This window comes from Halopseudomonas sp. 4NH20-0008, assembly GCF_057548395.1.
This window is the reverse complement of record NZ_BAAJMD010000007.1, coordinates 112,449-134,526: the sequence shown is the minus strand read 5'-3', so window position 1 is coordinate 134,526 and position 22,078 is coordinate 112,449. Positions and strand designations below refer to the sequence as shown.

General features: G+C 59.8%; 21 protein-coding genes. 9 read left to right on the top strand and 12 right to left on the bottom strand.

What is annotated here, in order from left to right; genetic code table 11:
• Positions 1-39: 39 nt before the first annotated feature.
• The 3 genes from adk (at position 40) to AC27HQ_RS09035 (ending at position 1,834) form a co-directional block, all read left to right on the top strand.
• Entirely contained in the window at positions 40-687 is a 648-nt protein-coding gene (adk, locus tag AC27HQ_RS09045; RefSeq protein ID WP_487155829.1) for an adenylate kinase, read from the top strand.
• Between the two features lie 98 nt (positions 688-785).
• Entirely contained in the window at positions 786-1,460 is a 675-nt protein-coding gene (tsaB, locus tag AC27HQ_RS09040) for a tRNA (adenosine(37)-N6)-threonylcarbamoyltransferase complex dimerization subunit type 1 TsaB (RefSeq protein ID WP_487155828.1), read from the top strand.
• A gap of 59 nt (positions 1,461-1,519) precedes the next feature.
• On the top strand, positions 1,520-1,834 hold the full coding sequence (locus AC27HQ_RS09035) for a hypothetical protein (RefSeq protein WP_487155827.1): 315 nt from the start codon (positions 1,520-1,522) through the stop codon (positions 1,832-1,834).
• Between the two features lie 22 nt (positions 1,835-1,856).
• Here the strand turns inward: AC27HQ_RS09035 and AC27HQ_RS09030 are convergent, their stop codons facing one another.
• Positions 1,857-2,636 (bottom strand): hypothetical protein, encoded by a 780-nt coding sequence (locus AC27HQ_RS09030; protein WP_487155826.1) that lies wholly within the window; start codon positions 2,634-2,636, stop codon positions 1,857-1,859.
• Positions 2,637-2,737: 101 nt separating this feature from the next.
• On the opposite strand from AC27HQ_RS09030, the gene AC27HQ_RS09025 reads away from it, so the two are divergent.
• A complete protein-coding gene (locus AC27HQ_RS09025) occupies positions 2,738-3,523 on the top strand; it encodes a class I SAM-dependent methyltransferase (protein WP_487155825.1) in 786 nt (261 codons plus the stop codon).
• Between the two features lie 14 nt (positions 3,524-3,537).
• Here AC27HQ_RS09025 and plsB read toward each other — a convergent pair whose 3' ends face one another.
• Positions 3,538-6,012: a glycerol-3-phosphate 1-O-acyltransferase PlsB gene (gene plsB / locus AC27HQ_RS09020; protein ID WP_487155824.1), complete on the bottom strand. Its 2,475-nt coding sequence runs from the start codon at positions 6,010-6,012 to the stop codon at positions 3,538-3,540.
• A gap of 364 nt (positions 6,013-6,376) precedes the next feature.
• Here plsB and AC27HQ_RS09015 point away from each other — a divergent pair, with 364 nt between their 5' ends.
• From AC27HQ_RS09015 to AC27HQ_RS09000, 4 genes are read left to right on the top strand one after another with little or no spacing between them, the layout of a single operon-like run.
• The gene (locus AC27HQ_RS09015; protein WP_487155823.1) at positions 6,377-7,306 is read left to right on the top strand and encodes an ABC transporter ATP-binding protein; all 930 of its coding nucleotides are present in this window, start codon (positions 6,377-6,379) and stop codon (positions 7,304-7,306) included.
• Positions 7,303-8,037 carry an ABC transporter permease gene (locus AC27HQ_RS09010; RefSeq protein WP_487155822.1) on the top strand — a complete coding sequence of 245 codons (735 nt, stop codon included), beginning with the start codon at positions 7,303-7,305 and terminating at the stop codon, positions 8,035-8,037. The genes AC27HQ_RS09015 and AC27HQ_RS09010 overlap by 4 nt, the downstream gene beginning before the upstream one ends.
• 18 nt (positions 8,038-8,055) lie before the next feature.
• Positions 8,056-9,900: a GldG family protein gene (locus AC27HQ_RS09005; RefSeq protein WP_487155821.1), complete on the top strand. Its 1,845-nt coding sequence runs from the start codon at positions 8,056-8,058 to the stop codon at positions 9,898-9,900.
• A gap of 13 nt (positions 9,901-9,913) precedes the next feature.
• Positions 9,914-10,912, top strand: coding sequence for a DUF4340 domain-containing protein (locus AC27HQ_RS09000; protein ID WP_487155820.1), 999 nt, complete (start codon positions 9,914-9,916; stop codon positions 10,910-10,912).
• A 165-nt stretch (positions 10,913-11,077) separates the two neighbouring features.
• On the opposite strand, the gene trxC is transcribed toward AC27HQ_RS09000, so the two are convergent.
• The 6 genes from trxC to AC27HQ_RS08970 all read right to left on the bottom strand — a co-directional run bounded on the left by trxC (position 11,078) and on the right by AC27HQ_RS08970 (position 15,613).
• Entirely contained in the window at positions 11,078-11,500 is a 423-nt protein-coding gene (trxC, locus tag AC27HQ_RS08995) for a thioredoxin TrxC (protein WP_487155819.1), read from the bottom strand.
• Between the two features lie 37 nt (positions 11,501-11,537).
• Entirely contained in the window at positions 11,538-11,924 is a 387-nt protein-coding gene (locus AC27HQ_RS08990; RefSeq protein ID WP_487155818.1) for a hypothetical protein, read from the bottom strand.
• Positions 11,925-11,926: 2 nt separating this feature from the next.
• Positions 11,927-12,739 (bottom strand): putative RNA methyltransferase, encoded by an 813-nt coding sequence (locus AC27HQ_RS08985; protein ID WP_487155817.1) that lies wholly within the window; start codon positions 12,737-12,739, stop codon positions 11,927-11,929.
• The gene (dapE, locus tag AC27HQ_RS08980; RefSeq protein WP_487155816.1) at positions 12,739-13,875 is read right to left on the bottom strand and encodes a succinyl-diaminopimelate desuccinylase; all 1,137 of its coding nucleotides are present in this window, start codon (positions 13,873-13,875) and stop codon (positions 12,739-12,741) included. The genes AC27HQ_RS08985 and dapE overlap by 1 nt, the downstream gene beginning before the upstream one ends.
• Before the next feature lie 77 nt (positions 13,876-13,952).
• A complete protein-coding gene (rlmF, locus tag AC27HQ_RS08975) occupies positions 13,953-14,891 on the bottom strand; it encodes a 23S rRNA (adenine(1618)-N(6))-methyltransferase RlmF (protein ID WP_487155815.1) in 939 nt (312 codons plus the stop codon).
• Positions 14,891-15,613: a spermidine synthase gene (locus AC27HQ_RS08970; protein WP_487155814.1), complete on the bottom strand. Its 723-nt coding sequence runs from the start codon at positions 15,611-15,613 to the stop codon at positions 14,891-14,893. Before AC27HQ_RS08970 ends, rlmF begins: the two co-directional genes overlap by 1 nt.
• A gap of 100 nt (positions 15,614-15,713) precedes the next feature.
• Here AC27HQ_RS08970 and tcdA point away from each other — a divergent pair, with 100 nt between their 5' ends.
• Positions 15,714-16,490 carry a tRNA cyclic N6-threonylcarbamoyladenosine(37) synthase TcdA gene (gene tcdA, locus AC27HQ_RS08965; protein WP_487155813.1) on the top strand — a complete coding sequence of 259 codons (777 nt, stop codon included), beginning with the start codon at positions 15,714-15,716 and terminating at the stop codon, positions 16,488-16,490.
• A gap of 269 nt (positions 16,491-16,759) precedes the next feature.
• Here the strand turns inward: tcdA and dapD are convergent, their stop codons facing one another.
• Genes dapD through AC27HQ_RS08945 form a run of 4 tightly spaced genes read right to left on the bottom strand, consistent with a single transcriptional unit; the run spans position 16,760 to position 22,077 of the window.
• Positions 16,760-17,794 carry a 2,3,4,5-tetrahydropyridine-2,6-dicarboxylate N-succinyltransferase gene (dapD, locus tag AC27HQ_RS08960; RefSeq protein WP_487155812.1) on the bottom strand — a complete coding sequence of 345 codons (1,035 nt, stop codon included), beginning with the start codon at positions 17,792-17,794 and terminating at the stop codon, positions 16,760-16,762.
• Between the two features lie 25 nt (positions 17,795-17,819).
• A complete protein-coding gene (locus AC27HQ_RS08955) occupies positions 17,820-18,164 on the bottom strand; it encodes an ArsC family reductase (protein ID WP_487155811.1) in 345 nt (114 codons plus the stop codon).
• Between the two features lie 3 nt (positions 18,165-18,167).
• Positions 18,168-19,364: a succinyldiaminopimelate transaminase gene (dapC, locus tag AC27HQ_RS08950; protein ID WP_487155810.1), complete on the bottom strand. Its 1,197-nt coding sequence runs from the start codon at positions 19,362-19,364 to the stop codon at positions 18,168-18,170.
• A 13-nt stretch (positions 19,365-19,377) separates the two neighbouring features.
• Complete coding sequence (locus tag AC27HQ_RS08945) at positions 19,378-22,077, bottom strand: [protein-PII] uridylyltransferase (RefSeq protein ID WP_487155809.1); 2,700 nt, start codon at positions 22,075-22,077, stop codon at positions 19,378-19,380.
• Position 22,078 lies beyond the last annotated feature (1 nt).

The window sequence follows — 22,078 nt, the reverse complement described above, 5'->3', positions numbered from 1 at the left end:
GGGGCGGCCCGCTTTCAGAAAGTTGATAGGAGTCTAGATATGCGCGTTATCCTGTTAGGCGCTCCCGGTGCGGGCAAAGGCACGCAGTCCCAGTTCATCTGCGAACACTTTGGCATTCCGCAAATTTCCACCGGCGATATGCTGCGCGCAGCCGTCAAGGCCGGTACCGAGCTGGGCAAGCAGGTCAAGCAGGTAATGGATAGCGGTGGATTGGTGTCTGACGATCTGATCATCGGTCTGATCAAGGAACGCATCACCCAGGCCGATTGCCAGAATGGCTTTCTGTTTGATGGTTTTCCGCGCACCATTCCCCAGGCTGAAGCGCTGGTTGATGCCGGTGTGAAGATTGATAACGTGCTGGAAATCGCGGTTGACGATGAAGAGATCGTTCAGCGTCTGTCCGGTCGTCGTGTGCACCCCGGTTCAGGCCGGGTCTACCACATCCAGCATCAGCCGCCGAAGGTGGCGGGCAAGGATGATGTGACTGGTGAAGATCTGGTTCAGCGTGATGATGACAGCGAAACCACCGTGCGCAACCGTCTGAAAATCTACCATGATCAGACCAAGCCGCTGGTTGCCTTCTACCAGAAACTGGCCGATGCCCAGGGTGCACCGAACTGCAGCCGTGTAGAAGGTATTGGTAGCGTCGAGCAGATTACCGCCAAGGTCATGCAAGCGCTGAGCTGATTGCACCAGGTTGTCACCGGGGCCCGTGTTGACCAACGTCGCACGGGCCCTTTGCATTGGCTACAATGCTTCTCTTTCCTCATTCCGATACGCCTGCCATGACCACATTGCTTGCCCTCGATACTGCCACTGAAGCCTGCTCTGCAGCCCTGCTGCACATGGGCCAGGTCCATCATCGCTTTGAGGTTGTTCCGCGTCAGCACGCGGTACGCTTGTTGCCCATGTTGCAGGAACTGATGGACGAGGCGGGTATCACGCTGAGCCAGGTTGATGCACTGGTCTTTGGCCGGGGTCCCGGCGCTTTTACCGGGGTCAGGATTGCCACCGGCATGGTCCAGGGTCTGGCCTTTGCCAGCGGCAAGCCGGTGATTGGTGTGTCCAATCTGGCCGCCCTCGCTCAGCAGGCCTGGCGTGAGCAGGGGCTCGAGTCCGTATGCGCGGCCATCGATGCACGCATGGATGAAGTCTACTGGGGTTGTTACCAACTCGATCAGGGTGTGATGCAGCTTTGCGGTGAAGAACGGGTCTGCGCGCCCGAGGCTGTGCAGTTGGCAGAGGGCATGCGCGATCCGGCGGGGGCAGGCACCGGCTGGCAGTACGCCGAGCGTCTGGCCGTGGCGGCCAGTAGCAGTTGGCCGGATATGTTGCCCGATGCCCGTGATCTGCTCAGTCTGGCCATGCCACGCTGGCTGGCTGGCGAGGCGGTGGATGCGGCGTTGGCACAGCCGGTGTATCTGCGTGACAAGGTAGCAACGCCCAAGACCAATGGCTGATTTTGCCTTTTACGCTGTCGCGCGCTAATCTGCACATCTGAACCATCGGAGTAACATGCATGCGTCTGGATGGCTATATACCATTCAATGCGCTCCCCGAGCGCAGTACCAGACCTGTTGTGCCAGCGCCCAACAGCGAGCCTGCACGCGCCGGCCAAACCGCGCCGGCTGCGCCGGTAGAACCGGTCAAGGCCCTGGCACCCCGCGCAGTCAGTGCGTCCAGCGCCAATGCCGAATATATTCCCGCCCGCCGCGATGCCCAGTTGCCGGTGTACGGCAAGAGCAATCAAGCCCTGTCCAGCTATCAGTTCACCGCTGATTTGCCGCTGGATGATCAGGCCGATGGCATCTTTGGTATTGATCTGTTCGCCTGACTACATCCTTTGATCCTGTGTTCTAGATGCCTGCCAGCAACAGATCGGCGGCCTCGCGCTGTTGGCCGTCTTCCAGGGTGAAGGACCCGATTTGGGCAATGCGATCGTAGGTATTCAGGGCAATATTGGTGTGTTCATAGCCCAAGGCGATGCTGGTAATCCCCGCATCCGCCAGACGCGTCAGTTGCTGTTCACCGCTGCGGGCGAAGCGCAGCAGTTGCAGTTCGGAAAACACTGCATCCTGTTGGTCGATCACACCGTCGGTGTTGTCGTCGAGCTTGGCCAGTTCGGCAAAAGCATGGGCGGCGCCATGTTGATCGCCAAAGAGTTCACGCCCACCGTCAATCCGGCCGTTGGTATTGCGATCCAGCGCCAGCAGGGCATCATCGCCAAGCGGGATACTGATCTGCTGTTGTCGGCCATCTCCGTTCAGATCAAAGCGCACACCGGCATTGATGCCCGAGGTGCGAAAGCCGTCGCCGGCCATATCCAGTACCAGTGGATCGGTAACCTGTGGCGTGCTGTTGACCTCGACGCGCAGGCTCAACTCACGCTGCTCGACCATAGTGATGATCTGAACTACAGCATCCAATGGGGCATCCACTGGTTGCGAGGTGGCCGCCTCGGCGGTTTCTGTAAGCGTGCTTGCGGCTGTGCTTGTTGGTTCGGCTGCGGCCTCAGCGTTGAGGGTGCGACGCAGGATCTGGAAGTCGATATCCTCGGCCATGGCGCGACGCAAATTATCGCGCAAATCCTCGTTGCGGGCACTGCGTTGAACGCTTTCGGAAGCGGCATCGATCATGGGGTACACTCGCAGGCCATCAGCAAACGACTCATCAGTAGTGGCATTATGTTATCGGCCATTGGCGGCCTGACTTGACGATCTTTTGAGACCATTTGGTTATGACAGAGCAGCAGTTGGAAGCAACAATAACGGTCAACTGGCTGGCCGCTGACTACGAACAGCAGGCTCGCACCCTGGCTGCCGAGCTGGGCTTGTCCTGTGCGGATGAACAGGCTGCTCTGTGTCTGCAGGTTGGGGCTGATGGCCTCAGTCTGCGCGATACCCAACCGAATGCCCCTGGTGCCGTGCGCGTGGATTTTGTTACCGGGGCCATGGCCCACCGGCGCCAGTTCGGGGGTGGTGCGGGGCAGATGGTGGCGCGGGCAGTGGGTATCAAGGGCAATATCCGTCCACGCATTCTGGATGCCACGGCAGGTCTGGGACGTGATGCCTTCGTCATGGCGGCCCTGGGCTCAGAGGTGACGCTGTTGGAGCGTCAACCGGTGATTGCTGCGTTGCTCGCCGATGGGTTGGAGCGCGCGAGTCAGGCTGGCGGCGAGGTGGCCGAGATTGCCGGGCGAATGCACCTGATCAGGGGCGATGCGATTGTGCTGATGCGCGACTGGCAGAGCACGGCGCCACAGGTCATTCATCTGGACCCGATGTTCCCGCACCGTGATAAATCGGCCCTGGTGAAAAAGGAAATGCGCCTGTTCCGCCCGTTGGCCGGTGACGATCTGGACGCCCCGGCCCTGCTGGCGGCGGCACTGGCCTTGGCCAGCCACCGGGTGGTGGTCAAGCGCCCACGCAAGGCGCCCTGTATTGCCGGACCGGCCCCCAGTGCCGAGCTGAGTGGTCAGTCCAGTCGCTACGATATCTACGGCAAGAAAAAGCTCGAAGCCTGAGCCGCCGGGCTTGCTCAGGCTGCTTTGGGGGTTTTCGCTACCTGGCGAATGGACAGGCGGATTTCTGCGCTGAGTACCCGTCTGGCGGTGTTCTCGGCAATTTCCTCCAGTCCCGGCTGGTAGTGCAATCGTCCTTCGCTGTCCTTTTCCAGAACCTCCAGCGCCAGCAGCCGCTCGATAAATTGCCGGAACAGCGTCTTGTCAAAGAACTCCGGCGCGTTCAGGCCATGCAGAATTGACAGGCGCTGAGCCATGATCGAGCACAGGGCTTCCAGTTGCTCACCAGTCAGACTGCCGTTGTCATTATCCAGCAGCAGGGCGGCGGCCATGTAGAAGCGCTCGAGTATCTGCAGAATACTGCGGGCCAATAGCGTCAGTATCACGAACTCGCTGGAACTCAGGTCCGGCCGGCAAATTTCATCGCCTTCGCTGCGCAGCAGTCCCTGCTCGATCAGACCATCAATCCATTGGTTGATTACCTCCGGCAGGGCGGCTTCCTGCCATTGCAGAAACAGCTCGCCCTGCAGATAGGGATAAATGGCGATCACCAGTCGTTCGATCGAGCTGCGCGACATGCGCGCGTTGTTGAGAAACAGGCAGGCGATCAGTGCTGGAAGCGCCACCAGGTGCAGCACGTTGTTGCGGTAGTAGGTCATCAATACCGCTTGCGGCTCATCCAGAAACAGAATCTCACCCAGGGCGTCGGACTGGCGGCCGATCAACTGCATGGCTTCAACGTAGCGGATCAGTAGCTGACCATCCATATCTGGCAGGGTAACGCTGGGACTGTAGGGTACGCCTCTGAGCAGTCGCGCATAGGTGTCCAGTACGCGGCTCAGGGTCGCTTCATCCAGCGCCAGACGCCGGGTTGAAAGAATCACCAGGGCGACCAGATTGACCGGGTTGGCGTCGGCGGCGGCATTGATGGCATTGGCCAGACTACGGGCCAGTTGATTGGTGGCCTGGGGTAGCCAGGCCGGCTTGAAGTCGGCACCGTGATCCTGCTCGCGCCAGCCGGGTTGCTGCTGATCGAGAAAGGCGGCCAGGGAGACGGGCTCGCCAAAGTTGACAGCGACCTGGCCAAAACGCAGCTTGAGGGCCGACAGGACGCGGAAGATATCGAAGAAGGATTCCTTTTTCTTCGCCTGACCGCGCAGCTCACCCAGGTAGGTCTTGCCCTCCAGTACCCGTTCGTAACCGATGTACACAGGCACAAACAGAATCGGCCGACGTGAGGAGCGCAGGAAGCTGCGCAGGGTAATGGCCAGCATGCCGGTCTTCGGGTTCAAGGTGCGGCCGGTACGTGAGCGGCCACCCTCGATAAAGTACTCGGTCGGGAAGCCGCGGCTGAACAGGGTGTGCAGGTATTCGTTGAACACGGCGGTATAAAGCTGATTGCCCTTGAAGGTGCGGCGCATGAAAAAGGCCCCGCCACGGCGCAGGATACTGCCGACTACCGGCATATTCAGGTTGATGCCGGCGGCGATATGCGGTGGCGTCAGACTGTTCTGGAACAGGATGTAGGACAGCAGCAGGTAATCGATGTGGCTGCGGTGACAGGGCACATAGATGATCTCGTTACCCCGGGCTATCTGCTGCAGCCGGGCGATATGATTGATACGGATACCGTCGTACAGCTTGTTCCAGAACCAGGACAGTACGACCTCAAGAAAGCGAATGATGCTGTAGGTGAATTCGGCGGCGATCTCGTTGGCGTACTTTGCTGCCTCGCGCTTGGCCACCGCCTCATCAATGCCTCTGGCTTGGGCCTCGCGGCTGATTGCTTCGCGCACCAGTGGCGATTGCAGCATGCCCTTGAGCAGGGTGCGGCGGTGGGACAGATCCGGACCGACGACGGCGCCGCGCTGTTCACTGAAGTAGACCCGCATCAGGCGGTTGAGTTTACGCACATGGCGTTGATGCCCGAGGTCCTCATTGACCAGTTCCCGCAGCGACAGGCTGTCGCCAAAGCGTACGCGGATCTTGCGGCCGTGCAGCAGAATGGCCATCAGCTTGCGCAGTCGACCGCCGAGGGTCCAGTTGTAGGCGAACAGCAGTTTGATCGGTGAGGATTCGACATCCGGTGACTGCCCCCAGAAGACGCTGACCGGGACCAGCTGCACGTCGTCGCAAGCTTGCTCTTCCACCGCCGTCAGGGCCCGCAGCAGGCGCGGGGATTGTCCGCGTGGGTCGGGGCGGCCGGTCCAGGCCAGTTCGCGGCTGAGAAAGACATAGGCCTCTTTTTCATCCAGATCGGCGTGGCTGGCACGAACCGGGCGTGGCAGACCCGCCTTGACGCATTCGCGATCCAGGACCATGAGATCGGATAGCGAACGGTAGGGCAGAACATAGAGGACAGGTTTGTTGGCGTCGATCTGCAGATTGAACGCCGAGTTGGCGATGCTCTCGGAGCGTGCCCAGATAAACAGCAGGCGACGCAGCAGGCCGAAACGCAAACGGCCAAAAAAGGAAGAATAAACCGCTGTCATGGTGTCCTCTTGTGGGTCGAGTGCCCGCAGGTCTTGCCATCTCGGCGACTGCCGACGGCGAATAGCGATAGTAACACGCTGTTACAGCCCTGCTCTGCTGAGGGACGCAGTATATCCGCAGACTGCCCCTTGAAATGCGGGCTGGGGGTTCATATAGTCACTGCCCTGAGCGCTGATACATGCCTTGCTGTCGTTGTGGGACAGATCTGGGACGCTGCTTCGGCGTAACTCACCCCTGTGGTGATTGAACGCCTGCGTCCGGTTTTGGTCTATCCCCTGTTTGATACCAATTAGCTGTATCCTTGCGCATTGTTTTGCCCGCCCGCTGCGGTGCATCAGTTACTGGGGAATGTCGGAAGAGGCCATGATAAAGATAAACAGCCTGACCAAACGTTTTGGCGAGCATATCGCCGTAGACAACCTGTCCTTTGATGTCAGCCCGGGGGAGGTCCTCGGGTTTCTGGGCCCGAACGGGGCCGGCAAATCCACCACCATGAAGATGCTGACCGGCTTTTTGACACCGGACGGTGGCTCGGCCTCGATCTGCGGTTTCGATATCCAGACCCAGGCCCTCAAGGCCCAGCAGCAGATGGGGTATCTGCCCGAGGGTGCGCCTTGTTATGGCGATATGCGAGTCAAGGGTTTCCTTGAGTTCATTGCCGAAATCCGCGGTTTTTCCGGCGCCGAAAAACACCGTCGGGTCGCCAATGCGGCCGAGCAACTGGCCCTGAATGAAGTCATGGGGCAGGGCATCGAGACCCTGTCCAAGGGCTTCAAGCGCCGGGTTGGTCTGGCCCAGGCGATCCTGCATGATCCACGGGTGCTGATTCTCGACGAACCCACCGATGGTCTGGATCCGAACCAGAAACACCAGGTCCGTCAGCTGATTCAGCAACTGGCCTCGGGCAGCAACAAGATTGTGGTGATTTCTACCCACATCCTTGAGGAAGTCAGCGCGGTGTGTAGCCGAGCGGTGGTGATTGCCCGCGGCAAGTTACTGGCTGACGGTACACCGGATGAGCTTGAAGCCCGTTCGCGTTACCACCAGGCGGTGACCGTGGCACTGGAAAACGCAGTCGACAGTCAGGGACTGCTGGCGCTGCCAGGCGTACTGGAGGTCGAACAGCAGCGCGATGGCAAGCTGCTGACTGTGCTGGCCAAGCCAGGCTCGGTGATTTTTCCTTCCATCGGCGAATACGCCCAGGCACAGAACTGGCCGGTGCGCGAGCTGTCGGTCGAACGCGGCCGTCTGGATGAAGTCTTCCGCCGCATGACTGCGGAGGAGGCCGCATGAACAATCTCAAGGTGATTTTCAAGCGCGAACTGGGCAGCTACTTCTCTACGCCGCTGGCTTATATCTTTATCGTCATCTTTCTGGTGCTTTCAGCCGTATTCACCTTTTATCTGGGTGGTTTCTACGAGGGCGGCCAGGCTGACCTGAATGCCTTCTTCAACTTCCATCCCTGGCTCTATCTGTTCCTTGTGCCCGCTGTGGCCATGCGGCTCTGGGCCGAGGAGCGCAAATCCGGCACCATCGAACTGCTGATGACCCTGCCGGTGTCCCGTGCCGACATGGTGCTGGGCAAGTTCCTGGCAGCCTGGGTCTTTATCGGTCTGGCTCTGCTGCTGACCTTCCCGATCATCATTACAGTCAACTATTTGGGTTCGCCGGATAACGGTGCGATCTTTACTGGCTACCTGGGTAGCTGGTTGCTGGCCGGTGGTTATCTGGCCATTGGTTCGTGCATGTCCGCGCTGACCAAGAATCAGGTCATTGCCTTTATTGTCAGTGTGGTCGCCTGTTTCATCTTTATTGTCAGCGGCTTTTCACTCTTGCTGGATCTGTTCAGCGGATGGGCACCCCAGTGGTTGCTCGATGCCATTGCCTCACTCAGTTTCCTGATTCGCTTCGATGCCATCAGTAAAGGCGTTCTGGATCTGCGTGACCTGTTGTATTTCGTATCGTTGATGGCCGTGTGGTTGCTGGCTACGGCGATTGTCATCGACCTGAAAAAGGCCGATTGAGGCAAAGGAGTCGTATCGATGAAACGTATCATGTATTCAGGTACCGGCCTGCTGGTGCTGCTGCTGGCCTTCGTTGCCTTCAACATGTCGTCCAATGTGCTGTTGCCGGGCGCTCGTCTGGACCTGACCGAACAGAAGCTGTTCACGATTTCCGACGGTACCCGGGAAATCCTCACCGGGCTGGATGAGCCCATTACGCTGTATTTTTTCTTTTCCGACAGTGCCAGCAAGGACATGGTGATCCTGCGTAATTACGCACGCCGGGTTCAGGAGTTGCTCAAGGAGTATGAGCGCGTAGCCGATGGTAATCTGCGATTGCAGATCATCGATCCACAGCCTTTCTCCGAGGCGGAGGACCGTGCGGCCGAGTTTGGCCTACAGGATATTCCATTGCCGCAGAGCGGTGAGAAGCTCTATTTTGGCCTGGCCGGAACCAACGAGTTGGCCCAGCGCGAAATCATTCCGTTCTTTTCTCTGGAGCAGGAAGGCCTGCTGGAGTATGAACTGAGCCGCTTGATCAATACCCTGTCGCAGCCGGACAAGCCGCAGATCGGTCTGGTAAGCGGCTTGCCCATGGGCGGTGGCATGAACCCCATGACCGGCCAGAATTCCGCGCCCTGGGTACTGCTCGAGCAGATCAACCAGTTGTTTACCATTCAGAATCTGGAAAATGACTTTGACGTCGTGCCCGAGGATATCGATGCGCTGCTGTTGGTCCATCCCAAGGCGCTGACGGAGTCGGCACTCTATGCGGTTGATCAGTTTGTCCTGCGCGGTGGCAAGCTGCTGGCTTTTATTGACCCCATGGCCGAAGCCGACCAGAGCCAGGAGGCGATGATTGCCATGATGGCAGACGGCAAAGCCTCAGATCTTGGTCCGCTGTTGCAGGCCTGGGGCGTCGGCTATAACCCGGAAAAGGTTGTATTGGATGGTCGTCTGGGCATGTCCGTGAGCCGCGGTCAGGGCCAACTGCCGGCTCGGCATATCGGCTGGCTGGAAGCGGAAAAGGCCCAGTTCGATGCAGAGGATACCGTTACCGCACCGCTTAGCCTGATGACCATTGCCAGCGGTGGCGCCTTGATCCCACTTGAGGGCAGCCAGACGCGCTTTCTGCCTCTGATTTCCAGTACCAGCAACAGCATGCTGGTTGATAGCTCGCGCTTTATCGAGCTGCGTGATCCTGAGGTGCTGTTGGATATCTTCCAGCCGGATGATCAGGTTTACCATTTTGCTGCACGCCTCCAAGGTCCGGCTAACACCGCCTATCCCGATGGCTTTGAAGAGCTTACCGAGGGTCTCACGTCAGCGGACAGCATCAACGTGCTACTGGTGGCCGATACCGATATGCTGACCGATCGCATGTGGGTTCAGGTCCAGGACTTTTTTGGTCAACGGGTACCGCAACCTTGGGCAGACAATGGTGGTTTCGTGATCAATGCGCTGGACAATCTGTCAGGGTCGGAGGCGCTGATCAGTGTCCGTTCGCGTGGCGATTTCAGCCGGCCCTTTACTGTGGTTGAGCGCCTCCAGCGCGATGCCGAGCGGCGTTACCGTGCCAGCGAACAGCGTCTGCAGCGTGAGCTGGCGGAAACCGAACAGAAACTGGCGCAGATGCAGCAAAGCCAGGATCCGGCGCAACTGACTGATATCAGCCCAGAGCAGCAACAGACCATTCAGGCGTTTCTTGATCAGAAACTGGAAATTCGCAAGCAACTGCGTGATGTGCGCTTCCAGTTGAATGCCGATATCGAGCGCTTGGGAACTCAGTTGAAGCTCATCAACATCATTCTGGTTCCAGCCCTGCTGACGCTGGGTATTCTGGTCTGGTGGCTGGTGGGTCGTCTGCGCCGCCGGTCAGCCTGAGGGAGACATGAGTATGAAAGTAAAACTCCTTGCGGTAGTGGCAGTGGTGTCGATCCTGCTGGTGGTACTGGCCTTGCGCAGTATGGACAGCGGCCGGGTTGATGATCTGCAAAGTCGCCAACTGCTGTCTGAAGAGCAACTGGAGCTGGTTAATCGCCTGGAGCGGGTCAGTCTGGCTCGTGGTGAACAGCAGGTCGAGCTGGCGCGGGATGAGCAGGGTGTCTGGGGCGTGGTTAGTCAAAACCTGTTCCCGGCCCAGCAGGAACGTGTGGCGGCTTTGCTGCATGCCCTTCGTGGTGCCCGGGTACTGGAAGCTAAAACCGATAACCCGGCCTATCACGCGCGGCTCGGGCTTGATCCGGCTCAACCCGGTGAAACCAGTCTGCAAGTGAGTCTGCAGGCCGGGGATCAAAGTCTGGTGATTGACTATGGCAATCAGGTCGGCTCGGGCCAGCTTGTGCGGCTACAGAACGAGAATCAGGTATGGCTGATCAATCGGCCCTTTGGTATGACCCTGAACGACAACGAGTGGCTGGATCTGCAGGTGGCGCAATTGCCCATGGAGCAACTGGCGACAGCGCGCTGGGAACATGCCGACGGTGATGTGCTTGCGCTGGAAAAACCGGCCGAGGGTGATTACAACTTTCACCTGACTGATCTGGACGCGGAATTGCAGCAGGGTAACGAGCGTTGGATCAACAGCATGGTCTTGGCCCTGGTCAATCTGCGGGCCCAGGCTGTCAGCCTGCGCTCGGAGCTGGATTTGCAGGAGCCGATGCTGCGCATGCAGGTGCAAAGTTGGGACGGGGCCGAGCTGAAAGCCAGTCTCTATGAGATCAATGGCCGCTACTGGTTGTTGGTGGACGGCTTCGAGCAGCCTGAGGGCAGCGAGCTGGCCGCCAATGCCGATCAGCGCTGGGCGTTCCAGTTGGGGATCGGTCAGGTCGAGAGTATGAACAAGCGCCAGTCGGATATTATTCGCAGCACGGCTGACGAGGCTAACGCCGAATAAGCTCCGTGGCTGATTACTTGAGGCCCGCGGCGTAGTTTGCTGCGGGCTTTTTGTTTTCAGTGGTTGCGATTTCTTTGGGTTGTCGTCGAGATAGGTGCGAGGAGGCAGATTGCCCCATGAGTTTGGGTGTTGTCCGCCTGGCAAATTTAAAATGGGATGGATCGTTTAACCCAGCTGCTGATAGACCCATTTCATAAATTCACCGGGTGGCAGTGCGCCGGCGACGCGGGTCACTTCCGCGCCCTGGCGCAGGACCATCAGGGTGGGAATACTGCGAATGCCAAAGCGGGCGGCCAGCGCCTGCTCTTCTTCGGTATTGATCTTCAGAAACTGGGCTTTCGGGCCAGCCGCCGCCGCGGCCTTTTCGAAGGTCGGAGCAAACTGCAGGCAGGGGCCGCACCAGGGTGCCCAGAAATCCAGGATCAGCGGTAGGTCGGCGCTGGCATGGGCGTTGAACGCACTGCTGTTGACGGGGATGGGCAGGTTGCTCAGTAGTGGTTGCTTGCAGGCACCACAGTTTGGCGCCTCGCCAAGGCGTTGTTCATCGATGCGGTTCTTGCGGTGGCAGTGGGCGCAGGCAATGATCATAAGCAGACTCTCGCTCAAAACGGTTCACAGTGGGGGTTCAGGGCTTGATGGCCCAGAGAAATTCGCTTTCGCCCTCGGCATTTACCTTCATCCAGCGGTCAGGGTTGTCTTCTCCATCGTCCTCGGACCAACCACCAACCGAACAGCGCACTTCTTCGCCCAGTCCAGCCTGTATGGCGCGGGCGCAGTCCAGATCAGTCTCCCAGGGTGTGCGGTCACTGTCGAACCAGACACTGGCCCATTTGCCGGCGGCCTTGCGGACCAGCATAAGGGGTACGCTGGTATCGTCCATGCGCAGCTTGCCGCGCCGCGTCAGGCCCTGCCAGGCGCCCAGTTCAATCGGGCCGAAGGCGTTACCCAGCCAGTCGCACAGACTGTCGAGATGTTCTTCTCGCAGGTAGATCTCAATATCAGGTTGGCGCACGTCTAATCCTCTTCAGTGCGTTGCAGGAGAACCATGCGCATGGCTACCTCGAGTCCACTCAGGCCCTGTTCAAGCAGGGCCTGTTGGCGCTCGGGACGGCTGCGAAAGCCATGCGGGGTCATGCCGATCAGGTTGCCCAGATCCGTGGATGTCAGATCCAGAGCATAGCGCAGGGTGCTGTCGCTGACGACATGCAGTCCGGCGGGCAGGGCCTTGATCAGTTCCGGGGTGGGGTGAATGCTGTCATAGAGTGCCGCCCTGAGACTCAACAGATGGTCGGCATGTGGGCCAACCAGCAGCAACTGGCCGCCCGACTTGAGGCTGCGCAGGCATTCCTCCCAAGACCAGGGACTGAACACACAGAGGGCGGCGTCCAGGCTGGCATCGGCGACCGGCAGGCGCGCACTGGAGCCAACCAGCCACTGGATGTCGCGGCTGCGTCGGGCTGCCTTGTGGATCGCGTCCTTGCTGATGTCCAGTCCGCCAAGACTGGAGCCGCTCAGGGCGTTGGCCAGACGGGCGGTGTAATAACCTTCGCCACAGCCCATATCCAGCAGGCTGGCCGGTGAGCCGGCGGCCAGCAGGCGGTTGATCTCGTCGCTGACCGGCTGATAGTGACCGGCATCCAGAAAGGCCTGGCGGCAGGCCAGCATTGTGGGGGTGTCGCCAGGTTGGCGGCTGTTCTTGTGCTGGACCAGCAGCAGGTTCAGATAGCCCTGGCGGGCCTGGTCATAGCTGTGGCCATTACTGCAACACCAGCGCGATCCCTGCGCTGTGAGTGTGGCCTGACAATGCGGGCAGGTAAGCTCAAGCATCAGGTCAGCAGCCGCTCCAGCGTGGCTTCATACACATCCGTCAGGGTGTCCAGATCAGCCGCGCTGATATGTTCATTGAGTTGATGGATGGTGGCATTGACGGGTCCCAGCTCGACCACCTGGGTGCCCATGGTGGCGATAAAGCGGCCATCAGAGGTGCCGCCGCTGGTGGACGCCTGGGTTTTCCGTCCGGTGACCTGCTGAATGGCGGCACTGACCCCGTCCAGCAGAGCGCCGGGCTCGGTCAGAAACGGCAGGCCGGACAGGGTCCAGTCCAGCTCATAATCAAGACCATGCTGATCAAGGATATCGCGCACCCGTAACTGCAGACTGTCGACCGTCGATTCAGTGGAAAATCGGAAGTTGATCAGGGCCACCAGGTCGCCGGGGATCACATTGGTGGCGCCGGTGCCGGCATTGATATTGGAAATCTGGAAACTGGTAGGCGGGAAGAAGTCGTTGCCCATATCCCAGGTTTCCGCGGTCAAGGCCGCCAGTGCCGGCGCGGCCAGATGGATCGGATTACGGGCCAGGTGCGGATAGGCCACGTGGCCCTGTTTGCCCTTGATGGTCAGGCGCGCATTCAGTGAGCCACGACGGCCATTCTTGACTACGTCGCCAAGCAGTTCGGTACTCGAGGGTTCACCGACGATACACCAGTCGACCTGCTCTTCACGCGCCACCAGCGTCTCGACTACTTTGACGGTGCCCTCGGTGGCCGGGCCTTCTTCATCACTGGTGATGAGAAAGGCAATGGAGCCACGGTGATCAGGGAAGGCGGCGACAAAGCGTTCGACGGCAACAACCATGGCCGCCAGACTGCCCTTCATGTCTGCTGCGCCGCGACCATAGAGCATGCCGTCGCGGATAACCGGCTCGAAGGGCGGTTGATCCCAGCGTTCGGACGGGCCAGTCGGAACCACATCGGTGTGGCCAGCAAAACACAGTACCGGGCTATCGACACCGCGCCGTGCCCAGAGATTGTCTACCTCGCCAAAGCGCATGGTCTCCAGGCGGAAACCACAGGCGGCCAGGCGCTCACCCATCAACGCCTGACATCCTGCATCGTAGGGGGTGGTGGAGTTGCGGCTGATCAGCTCGCAGGCAAGGGTCAGGGTAGGGGAGAGCTCGGTCATGGCGGGTTTCACTGGCAGCTGAAAGTCCCGTGCATGATAGCAGAATCAGCGCTCTGCGCCCTGACTGATCTGCGGCCTTACTGCGGCCAGCGTGCCTTGCGCCAGGCGCGGCGCTGTTTCTTGTCGAGAAAGGTCCAGGCCAGCAGGCGACTGCTTTTTTGCCCCTGTGCCATGGGCATGACGCGAATATCTCGGGCGCCCACTGCCTTCAGTTGGGCTTGCAGATCCTTTACCAGGCTGGCCTTGGAAACCAGCGCACTGAACCAGAAAACCTGAGAGGCATGCAGTGCGCTCTGATTGATCAGCCGGCCAAGAAAACCGGCTTCGCCACCGGCGCAGATCAGCTCACTGCTCTGGCCACCGAAGTTGAGCCGGGTTTCAGGTTCGCCGTCGCTGGCCTTGTTCAGGTTGTTCCATTTGCGTTGGGTAGCGGCATTGGCCTCACCCTTGTTTGCATGGAAGGGCGGGTTGCACAGGCTGAAATCGAAGCGTTCATCACTGCCGATAATGCCGCTGAAGAGTTGCTGCGCATCGGGCTGCAGGCGCAGTTCAATCAGGGCCTGCAGTTTGGGGTTGGCTTCCAGCGTGGCGCTGGCATTCGCCAGTGCCGTCTGGTCAATATCGCTGCCAACAAAGCGCCAGCCATAGGCACTCTGGCCTATCAGCGGATAAATCAGGTTGGCGCCGGTGCCAATGTCCAGGCCAACCAGGCCTGGGCCTTCAGGAATGTGGCCGTCATGGCTTTCGCCGAGCAGGTCAGCCAGAGTATGAACCAGGTCAGCGCGTCCGGGCACCGGCGGGCACAGGTAGCCCTCGGGAATATCCCACTGTTGTACACCGTAGTGCAGTTGCAACAGCGCGCGATTGAGCTCTTTGACCGCCACCGGATCAGCAAAGTCCAGGGTCTTGTCCCCTGTCGGACTGCGCACTATCAGTGCCTTGAGGGCCGGGTTGGCAGCGGCGAGGGCGCCCAGGTTGTAGTGCCCCTGATGCGTGTTACGTGGGTGAAAGGCCATCAGGGTTTGACTCCGACATAGACGGTATTGGTGGATTGGCTGTTCTGGAACGGATTGAAAAATGGGACGACATGGGCTTCGCAGGCGCTGAACAAGTCATTCATCACGGCCATAAATTCGGCGTCCGGCGGATCCTGTGACCATAGAGCAAAGACGCCACCCTGACGCAGTTGCCGGCACATCAAGGCCAAGTTGTGGCGAGTATAGAAACTGGCATTGGAGGCGTGAAGCAGGGCGCGGGGTGAGTGATCGATGTCCAGCAGGATGGCATCGAACTGCCGCCCCGGCTGCTCGGGATCAAAGCCACCGCCATCCTCGATGGCCAGGTCAAAAAAGCTGCCAAGCACGTAGCGATTGCGTGGGTCGGCATTGAGAATCTTGCCGAGAGGGACTTTCTCGTCCTGATGCCATTGAATCACGGTGTCCAGATAATCGATGATCAGCAGCGCACTGACGCGTTGATCTTCCAGGGCGGCTACGGCGGTATAGCCCAGTCCCAGACCGCCGACCACGACGCTTAACTGATCACCTGACACCGCGGCGAGTCCCAGCCTGCTCAGGGCTGTTTCGGCCTCGGGGAACATGCTCGACATGAGGAATTCCTCGCCCAGCTTGACCTCGTAGATGTCACGATCACCCAGAGCCGGAATGCGTCGACGCCGCAGGGATATCTCACCGATTGCCGAGGGCTGGATATCGATTTCTTCAAACAGGCGGTTCATGGTGCTTCCTTGGGCAATGGCCGAGGTATGGTAACACTTATGCAGGTGTTGATTAGCTTGGGTATACTCGCGCCATTTCAAGTACAGGACAGATCGGCTGATGAGTACTGACGATCCACGTTTTGGTGGTATTGCCCGACTCTATGGTGTTGAGGCGTTGGCCCGTTTGCAGGCCAGTCATGTTGCCGTGATCGGTATCGGCGGGGTGGGCAGTTGGGTGGCAGAAGCACTGGGGCGCACGGGTATCGGGCGCATCAGCCTGATCGACATGGACGAGATCTGTGTCACCAATACCAACCGGCAGTTACCAGCGATGACCGGACAGATTGGCCGCAGCAAGGTTGAGGCCATGGCCGAACGCCTGCGCGCGATCAACCCGACCTGTGAGGTGAATGCACTGGTGGACTTTGTTACCCCCAGCAATCTGGAGACCTACATCACCTCCGAGCTGGATTGCGTGGTTGACTGTATCGACAGTGTGGCGTCCAAGGTGGCGCTGATTGCCTGGTGTCGGCGGCGCCGAATCCCGGTCATTACCACGGGTGGGGCAGGAGGGCAGATTGATCCGACCAAGGTCACCGTCGCCGACCTGTCAAAGACGGTCAACGATCCGCTGGCCGCCAAGGCGCGGTCCATGTTACGCCGTGATCACAATTTCCCCCGCGCTGACAGCAAACGCAGCTTCGGTGTGCCCTGTGTCTACTCCACCGAACAACTGCGTTACCCGAAGCCGGATGGCACTGTCTGCCAGCAGAAGGCTTTTGTCGGTGAGGGCGTTAAACTCGACTGCGCTGGCGGCTTCGGCTCGGTCACCATGGTCACGGCGACCTTCGGGATGGTGGCGGCTGCGCAGGCGGTGCAACGCTTGCTGCGCTAGCCCTTAAAGCGGGCTAGCTGCGCAGGCGGGCTTGAAGCTTAAAGCTTAAAGCTGGAAGCCGTTTATCCTGGTAAGTGGCTGTTTTGCGTGGCACGGATGTAACACGGAAAAAAGCCAGCCCACCCAGATCATGATCTTCCAGTCTCCAGTCTCCAGCGCCACTTGAAACGAAAAAGGCCCGAACCGATCACTGGCACGGGCCTCTCACCGAGCTGCTTCAAGCTTATAGCTTGCCGCTTACAGCTCCCACAACTGATCGCCGGAGGCGATTAGTTGTGGGCGTGCAACATATCGTTCAACTGGATCGCGCTCTTGTTGGTCTTGCATTCGATGGCGCCGGTCTGTGAGTTGCGGCGGAACAGCAGGTCGGTCTGGTTGGCCAGATCGCGGGCCTTGACGATTTCCACCAGATTGTCCGCTTCATCCAGCAGTGCCACCTTGATACCGGCGGTAATGTACAAGCCGGCTTCTACGGTGCAGCGATCACCGAGCGGAATGCCGATACCGGCATTGGCGCCGATCAGGCAACCTTCACCCACGGCAATAACAATGTTGCCACCGCCGGACAGAGTGCCCATGGTCGAGCAGCCGCCACCCAGGTCCGAGCCCTTGCCGACGAATACCCCGGCGGAAATACGCCCTTCAACCATGCTGGTGCCGGCAGTGCCAGCGTTGAAGTTGATAAAGCCTTCATGCATGACCGTGGTGCCTTCACCAACATAGGCACCCAGGCGCACCCGGGCGGTATCGGCAATACGCACGCCGGACGGCACGATGTAATCGGTCATGTTCGGGAACTTGTCGACGCCATGTACCGTCAGGCATTCACCCTGCAGGCGGGCAGCCAGTTGGCGCTGGGGCAGTTCGTTGATGTCGATGGCGCCCTGGTTGGTCCAGGCGACGTTCGGCAGCAGCGGGAAGATGCCGGCCAGTATCACGCCGTGGGGCTTGACCAGACGATGCGACAGCAGGTGCAGCTTGAGGTAGGCCTCCGGCGTCGATACCGGGGCTTCATCGCTGGCCAGAATGGTCGCCACCAGCGGTCGATTGCTGCTCTCGAACTGGCTGACCAGCGCGCCAAGCTCGGCAAAGCCGGCGGCGCTGAGGGCCTTGCCCAGAGCGGGGCACTGACTGGTGCTCAAGCTGATGGCCTGATTGCCACCGCTGTAGCCAAGCTGCTCGGTCACCACCTTGACCAGGGTATTATCGGGGCGCAACAGGGGCTGGGGATAGAACACCTCCAGCCAATCGCCTGCACTGTTCTGGGTACCGATGCCGAAGGCCAAGCTGAAATAGTCACTCATGGGCAATTCCTTGGATGCAATGCTGTCAGTTGAAGGCAGCGGCGTAGAGCTCGGGTTTGAAACCCACCAGCCGCTGTGAACCGGTGTCCAGCACCGGTCGTTTGATCATCGAGGGGTTGGCCAGCATCAGCGCTATAGCCTTATCCAGATCGATATCCTGCTTGTCCGCGTCATCCAGCTTGCGGAAGGTGGTGCCCTGACGGTTTAGCAGGGTTTCCCAGCCGAGTTCAGTGCACCAGCTGCGCAGGCGCTCGGCGTCCACGCCGTCTTTCTTGTAGTCGTGGAAGTGGTAGTCCAGACCCTGCTGCTCCAGCCAGGTGCGGGCTTTTTTCATGGTGTCGCAGGCTTTGATGCCATACAGCGTGGTCATAGGTTACAGACTCCCGATAAAGCGGCGAATGCGCTGGGCGGCCTCTATGCAGTCCTCAAGGGGGGCAACCAGCGCCATGCGGATTCGACCGGCGCCGGGATTATACCCATCAACCTCGCGTGACAGGAAACTGCCGGGTACCACCGCAACATTTTCTTCGGCCAGCAACCGACGGGTAAAGAGCTGGTCATCAATCGGCGTGCGCGGCCACAGATAAAAGCCGGCGTCCGGGCGCTGCACATCCATCACCTCACCGAGAATTGCCAGCACCGCATCAAACTTGGCCTGGTATTGCGCGCGGTTGTCCTCGACGTGGCTCTCGTCCTGCCAGGCGGCCAGACTGGCGTACTGGGTCTGGATCGGCATGGCGCAGCCGTGGTAGGTCCGGTAGGTCAGGAAGGGCGCCAGCAAGGCCGCATCACCGGCGACAAAGCCGGAGCGCAAACCGGGCAGGTTGGAGCGCTTGGACAGACTGTGAAAGACCACGCAGCGCTGGTAGTCACGCCGGCCCATGGCGGCACAGGCCTGCAGCAGACCATAGGGCGCCTGACCCTGGGGAGCATGGATTTCGCTGTAGCATTCATCCGAGGCGACAATAAAGTCGTATTGGTCGGCCAGTCTGATCAGCTGCTGCAGGGTCTCCAGCGGCATGACGGCGCCAGTCGGGTTGCCCGGGGTGCAGATAAACAGCAACTGGCAGCGCTGCCAGACCTCAGTGGGTACCTGGGCGAAGTCCGGGATAAAACCATTGCTGGCATCGCAGGCCAGATAGTAGGGCTCTACGCCAGCCAGAAACGCTGCGCCTTCATAGATCTGATAAAAGGGATTGGGGCTGACCACCAGGCCCTCGGGATCAGCACTGACCATGGCCTGGGTAAAGGCAAACAGGGCTTCACGGGTACCGTTGACCGGGATCACCTGGGTAGCCGGGTCAATGCCCCCGTCGCCCAGCTCGAAACGCTGTTCCAACCAGCGGGCAATACCTTCGCGCAGTGCCGGGATGCCGAGTGTGGTCGGGTACACGGCGGCCTGATCCAGATGCTTGGCCAGGGTCTCCAGGACAAAGGGCGGTGACGGGTGTTTGGGTTCGCCTATCGACAGCGAGATCGGGCGCAGGGCGGGGTTGGCCTGGGTGTCGGCGAGGAGCGCCCGCAGCTTTTCAAAGGGATAGGGCTGCAGACGGTGCAGGTCTTTGTTCATGCGCTTCGGATCCTCAGATCACTATCTGTTTGGGCAGGGTGGTGTCCGACTGCTGGGCGCTGTTGCCCAGAGTCTCGATGATGGTCTGCTGCAGGCGCAGGCACAGGTCCGGATCGGACAGCGCCTGATTCTTGCCATCGGTCAACACGAAGACGTCGTCAACCCGTTCGCCAAGGGTAACGATCTTGGCATTCTGCACGCTGATATCGAAGTCCAGCAGAATGCGCCCCATGCGGGCCAGCAGGCCGGGACGGTCCGGCGCGCTGAGTTCAAGAATGGTGTGCTGGCCATCCGGTGCGTTGAAGATGTTGACCTCCGGCGCGAAGGAGAAGTGCTTCAACTGGCGCGGTACACGGCGCTGGATGATGGCCGGGTAGGCGTCCGGATCGTGCAGGGCCTCGACCAGGTTCTGCTTGATCTGGCGGATGCGCTCGGGGTTGTCACCAATCGAGCTGCCATCGGCATCCAGCACAATATAGGTATCCAGACTGAAGCGGTTGGTCGAGGTAATGATGCGCGCATCCTGAATGCTCAGATTGAGCTGGTCCATGGCCGCCACCGTTACCGCGAACAGGTCATGCTGTTCCGGGGTATAGATGAAGATCTGGGTAGCTCCCTCGAATTCGCGCTGGGCGGTTTCCTTGATCAACACCAGTGGGCCGTCGCGGTCCGGATGCTGGACAATGGCTTCGGTGTGCCAGGCCACGTCGCTGGCGGTATGGCGCAGGAAATAGTCCTCACCAAGCTGCTCCCAGAGCGCTTCGGCATCCTCTTCTTCCATACCGCTGCGCACCAGAATATCCAGCGCTGCATGTTGGGTCTGACGCACCTGCTCTTCGCGATCCGGGGGATTTTCCAGGCCACGTCGCAGGGCGCGCTTGGTCTCGGTATAGAGCTGGCGCAGCAGTGACGCGCGCCAGGAGTTCCACAGGGTCGGGTTGGTCGCGTTGATGTCGGCAATGGTCAGCACATAGAGGTAGTCGAGTCTGACCTGATTACCCATCAGCACGGCAAAGTCGTGGATCACCTGCGGGTCGGAAATGTCCTTGCGCTGGGCGGTCGTCGACATCAGCAGATGGCTTTCCACCAGCCAGCTGACCAGATGCGAGTCCCAGGCGGGGAGATGATGCCGCTGACAGAAGTCCATGGCATCCACGGCGCCGAGCTCGGAATGATCGCCACCACGTCCCTTGGCAATGTCGTGATAAAGCCCGGCCATGTAAAGCAGATCCGGTTTCGGCAGGCGACAGAAGATACGCCAGGCCAGGGGGTACTTTTCCTGATAATCCGGGCGCCCGAGTTTGCGCAGGTGTTTGATCAGATTCAGCGTGTGCGCATCAACGGTATAGATATGGAACAGGTCATGCTGCATCTGCCCGACAATCTTGCCGAACTCGGGCAGGTAACGACCCAGAATGCCGTAGCGGTTCATCCGCCGCAGATTGCGGTGCACGCCTTCCTTGCAGCGGAACAGCTCGACGAACAGGCTGGTGTTGCGGATATCGGCGCGGAACGCATCGTCGATCAGATGCCGGTGGTCGCGTAGCAGGCGAATGCTGTCGGCGCGCACGCCCCGGATCTCGGGGTGCTGGGCCATCAGCAAAAAGATTTCCAGCAGGGCAAAAGGCGCGCGCTTGAAGACCTGCGGGTGGGTTACCTCGATATAGTGATTGCGCACCTGGAAGCGCGCATTCAGCGGCTCGATCTCGGCGCTTTCGGCATCGCGCAGGAGGATTTCCTCGAAATGCTGCATCAGTAGATCGTTCAGTTCGGACAGCGACATGACCACCCGGTAGTACTTCTGCATGAAGCGCTCGACCGCCAGTTTACTGTCGTTGTCTTCATACCCCATCATGCTCGCTATGGTGCGCTGGTGATCAAACAGCAGGCGGTCCTCGGCGCGGCCAGCAAGGATATGCAGGGCAAAACGCACCTGCCATAGAAAGGCGCGACCCGAAGCCAGGATGTTGTATTCGGCTTCGTTGAGAAAACCGCGCTCGACCAGCTCGCGCAAGTCGTTGGTACCGAAATGCCGCAGTGCAACCCAGCCAATGGTCTGGATGTCGCGCAGGCCGCCGGGGGAGCTTTTGACGTTGGGCTCCAGGTTGTATTCGGTGTCGTTGAACTTGGCGTGGCGTTGCTGCTGTTCGGCACGCTTGGCACGGAAAAATTCGTCATCGGACCACATGACACTGGCGTTGATGCTGTCGACCATGGCGCTGCGCAGCGCCTCGTCGCCGCACAGGGTGCGCGACTCCATCAGGTTGGTGATCACGGTGATATCGGCGCGCGCCTCATCCTGGCACTCGCTGACCGAGCGGACGCTCTGGCCGACTTCGAGGCCAATATCCCACAGCAGCATAAGGAACTGTTCGATGGCTGCGTTGTGGCGCTCGGCCTCGGCGTCGCGCAGCAGGATCAGCAGGTCGATATCCGAATGCGGATGCAACTCCCCGCGCCCGTAGCCGCCCACCGCCAGCAGGGCAATGTCGTCGGCCTTGGTCCCGGCTTGCAGAGCCCAGGCCTGCAGCAGGATCTGGTCGGTAAACCAGGCGCGTTCATGGATCAGTCGGTGGATATCGCGTCCGCCTTCAAAGCGCCCGCGCAGCACGTTGTCGGCCTGGCGAATGGCTTTCTTGAAGGCGGCAACCGGGCTGCTTTTCAGCGCCAGCTCGGCCTTGAACTGACCCAGATCGAAGAGTTCGTTATCCACA

Bases quoted from the DNA above. Each gene is read 5' to 3' on its own strand.
- trxC (WP_487155819.1), bottom strand. From the start codon at position 11,500: ATGATCATTGCCTGCGCCCACTGCCACCGCAAGAACCGCATCGATGAA.
- dapC (WP_487155810.1), bottom strand. From the start codon at position 19,364: ATGAACAAAGACCTGCACCGTCTGCAGCCCTATCCCTTTGAAAAGCTG.
- AC27HQ_RS08955 (WP_487155811.1), bottom strand. From the start codon at position 18,164: ATGACCACGCTGTATGGCATCAAAGCCTGCGACACCATGAAAAAAGCC.
- AC27HQ_RS09015 (WP_487155823.1), top strand. From the start codon at position 6,377: ATGATAAAGATAAACAGCCTGACCAAACGTTTTGGCGAGCATATCGCC.
- AC27HQ_RS09035 (WP_487155827.1), top strand. From the start codon at position 1,520: ATGCGTCTGGATGGCTATATACCATTCAATGCGCTCCCCGAGCGCAGT.
- AC27HQ_RS09025 (WP_487155825.1), top strand. From the start codon at position 2,738: ATGACAGAGCAGCAGTTGGAAGCAACAATAACGGTCAACTGGCTGGCC.
- dapD (WP_487155812.1), bottom strand. From the start codon at position 17,794: ATGAGTGACTATTTCAGCTTGGCCTTCGGCATCGGTACCCAGAACAGT.
- plsB (WP_487155824.1), bottom strand. From the start codon at position 6,012: ATGACAGCGGTTTATTCTTCCTTTTTTGGCCGTTTGCGTTTCGGCCTG.
- AC27HQ_RS09000 (WP_487155820.1), top strand. From the start codon at position 9,914: ATGAAAGTAAAACTCCTTGCGGTAGTGGCAGTGGTGTCGATCCTGCTG.
- AC27HQ_RS08970 (WP_487155814.1), bottom strand. From the start codon at position 15,613: ATGAACCGCCTGTTTGAAGAAATCGATATCCAGCCCTCGGCAATCGGT.
- AC27HQ_RS09030 (WP_487155826.1), bottom strand. From the start codon at position 2,636: ATGATCGATGCCGCTTCCGAAAGCGTTCAACGCAGTGCCCGCAACGAG.
- AC27HQ_RS09010 (WP_487155822.1), top strand. From the start codon at position 7,303: ATGAACAATCTCAAGGTGATTTTCAAGCGCGAACTGGGCAGCTACTTC.
- tsaB (WP_487155828.1), top strand. From the start codon at position 786: ATGACCACATTGCTTGCCCTCGATACTGCCACTGAAGCCTGCTCTGCA.
- AC27HQ_RS08985 (WP_487155817.1), bottom strand. From the start codon at position 12,739: ATGCTTGAGCTTACCTGCCCGCATTGTCAGGCCACACTCACAGCGCAG.
- AC27HQ_RS09005 (WP_487155821.1), top strand. From the start codon at position 8,056: ATGAAACGTATCATGTATTCAGGTACCGGCCTGCTGGTGCTGCTGCTG.
- dapE (WP_487155816.1), bottom strand. From the start codon at position 13,875: ATGACCGAGCTCTCCCCTACCCTGACCCTTGCCTGCGAGCTGATCAGC.
- tcdA (WP_487155813.1), top strand. From the start codon at position 15,714: ATGAGTACTGACGATCCACGTTTTGGTGGTATTGCCCGACTCTATGGT.
- adk (WP_487155829.1), top strand. From the start codon at position 40: ATGCGCGTTATCCTGTTAGGCGCTCCCGGTGCGGGCAAAGGCACGCAG.
- rlmF (WP_487155815.1), bottom strand. From the start codon at position 14,891: ATGGCCTTTCACCCACGTAACACGCATCAGGGGCACTACAACCTGGGC.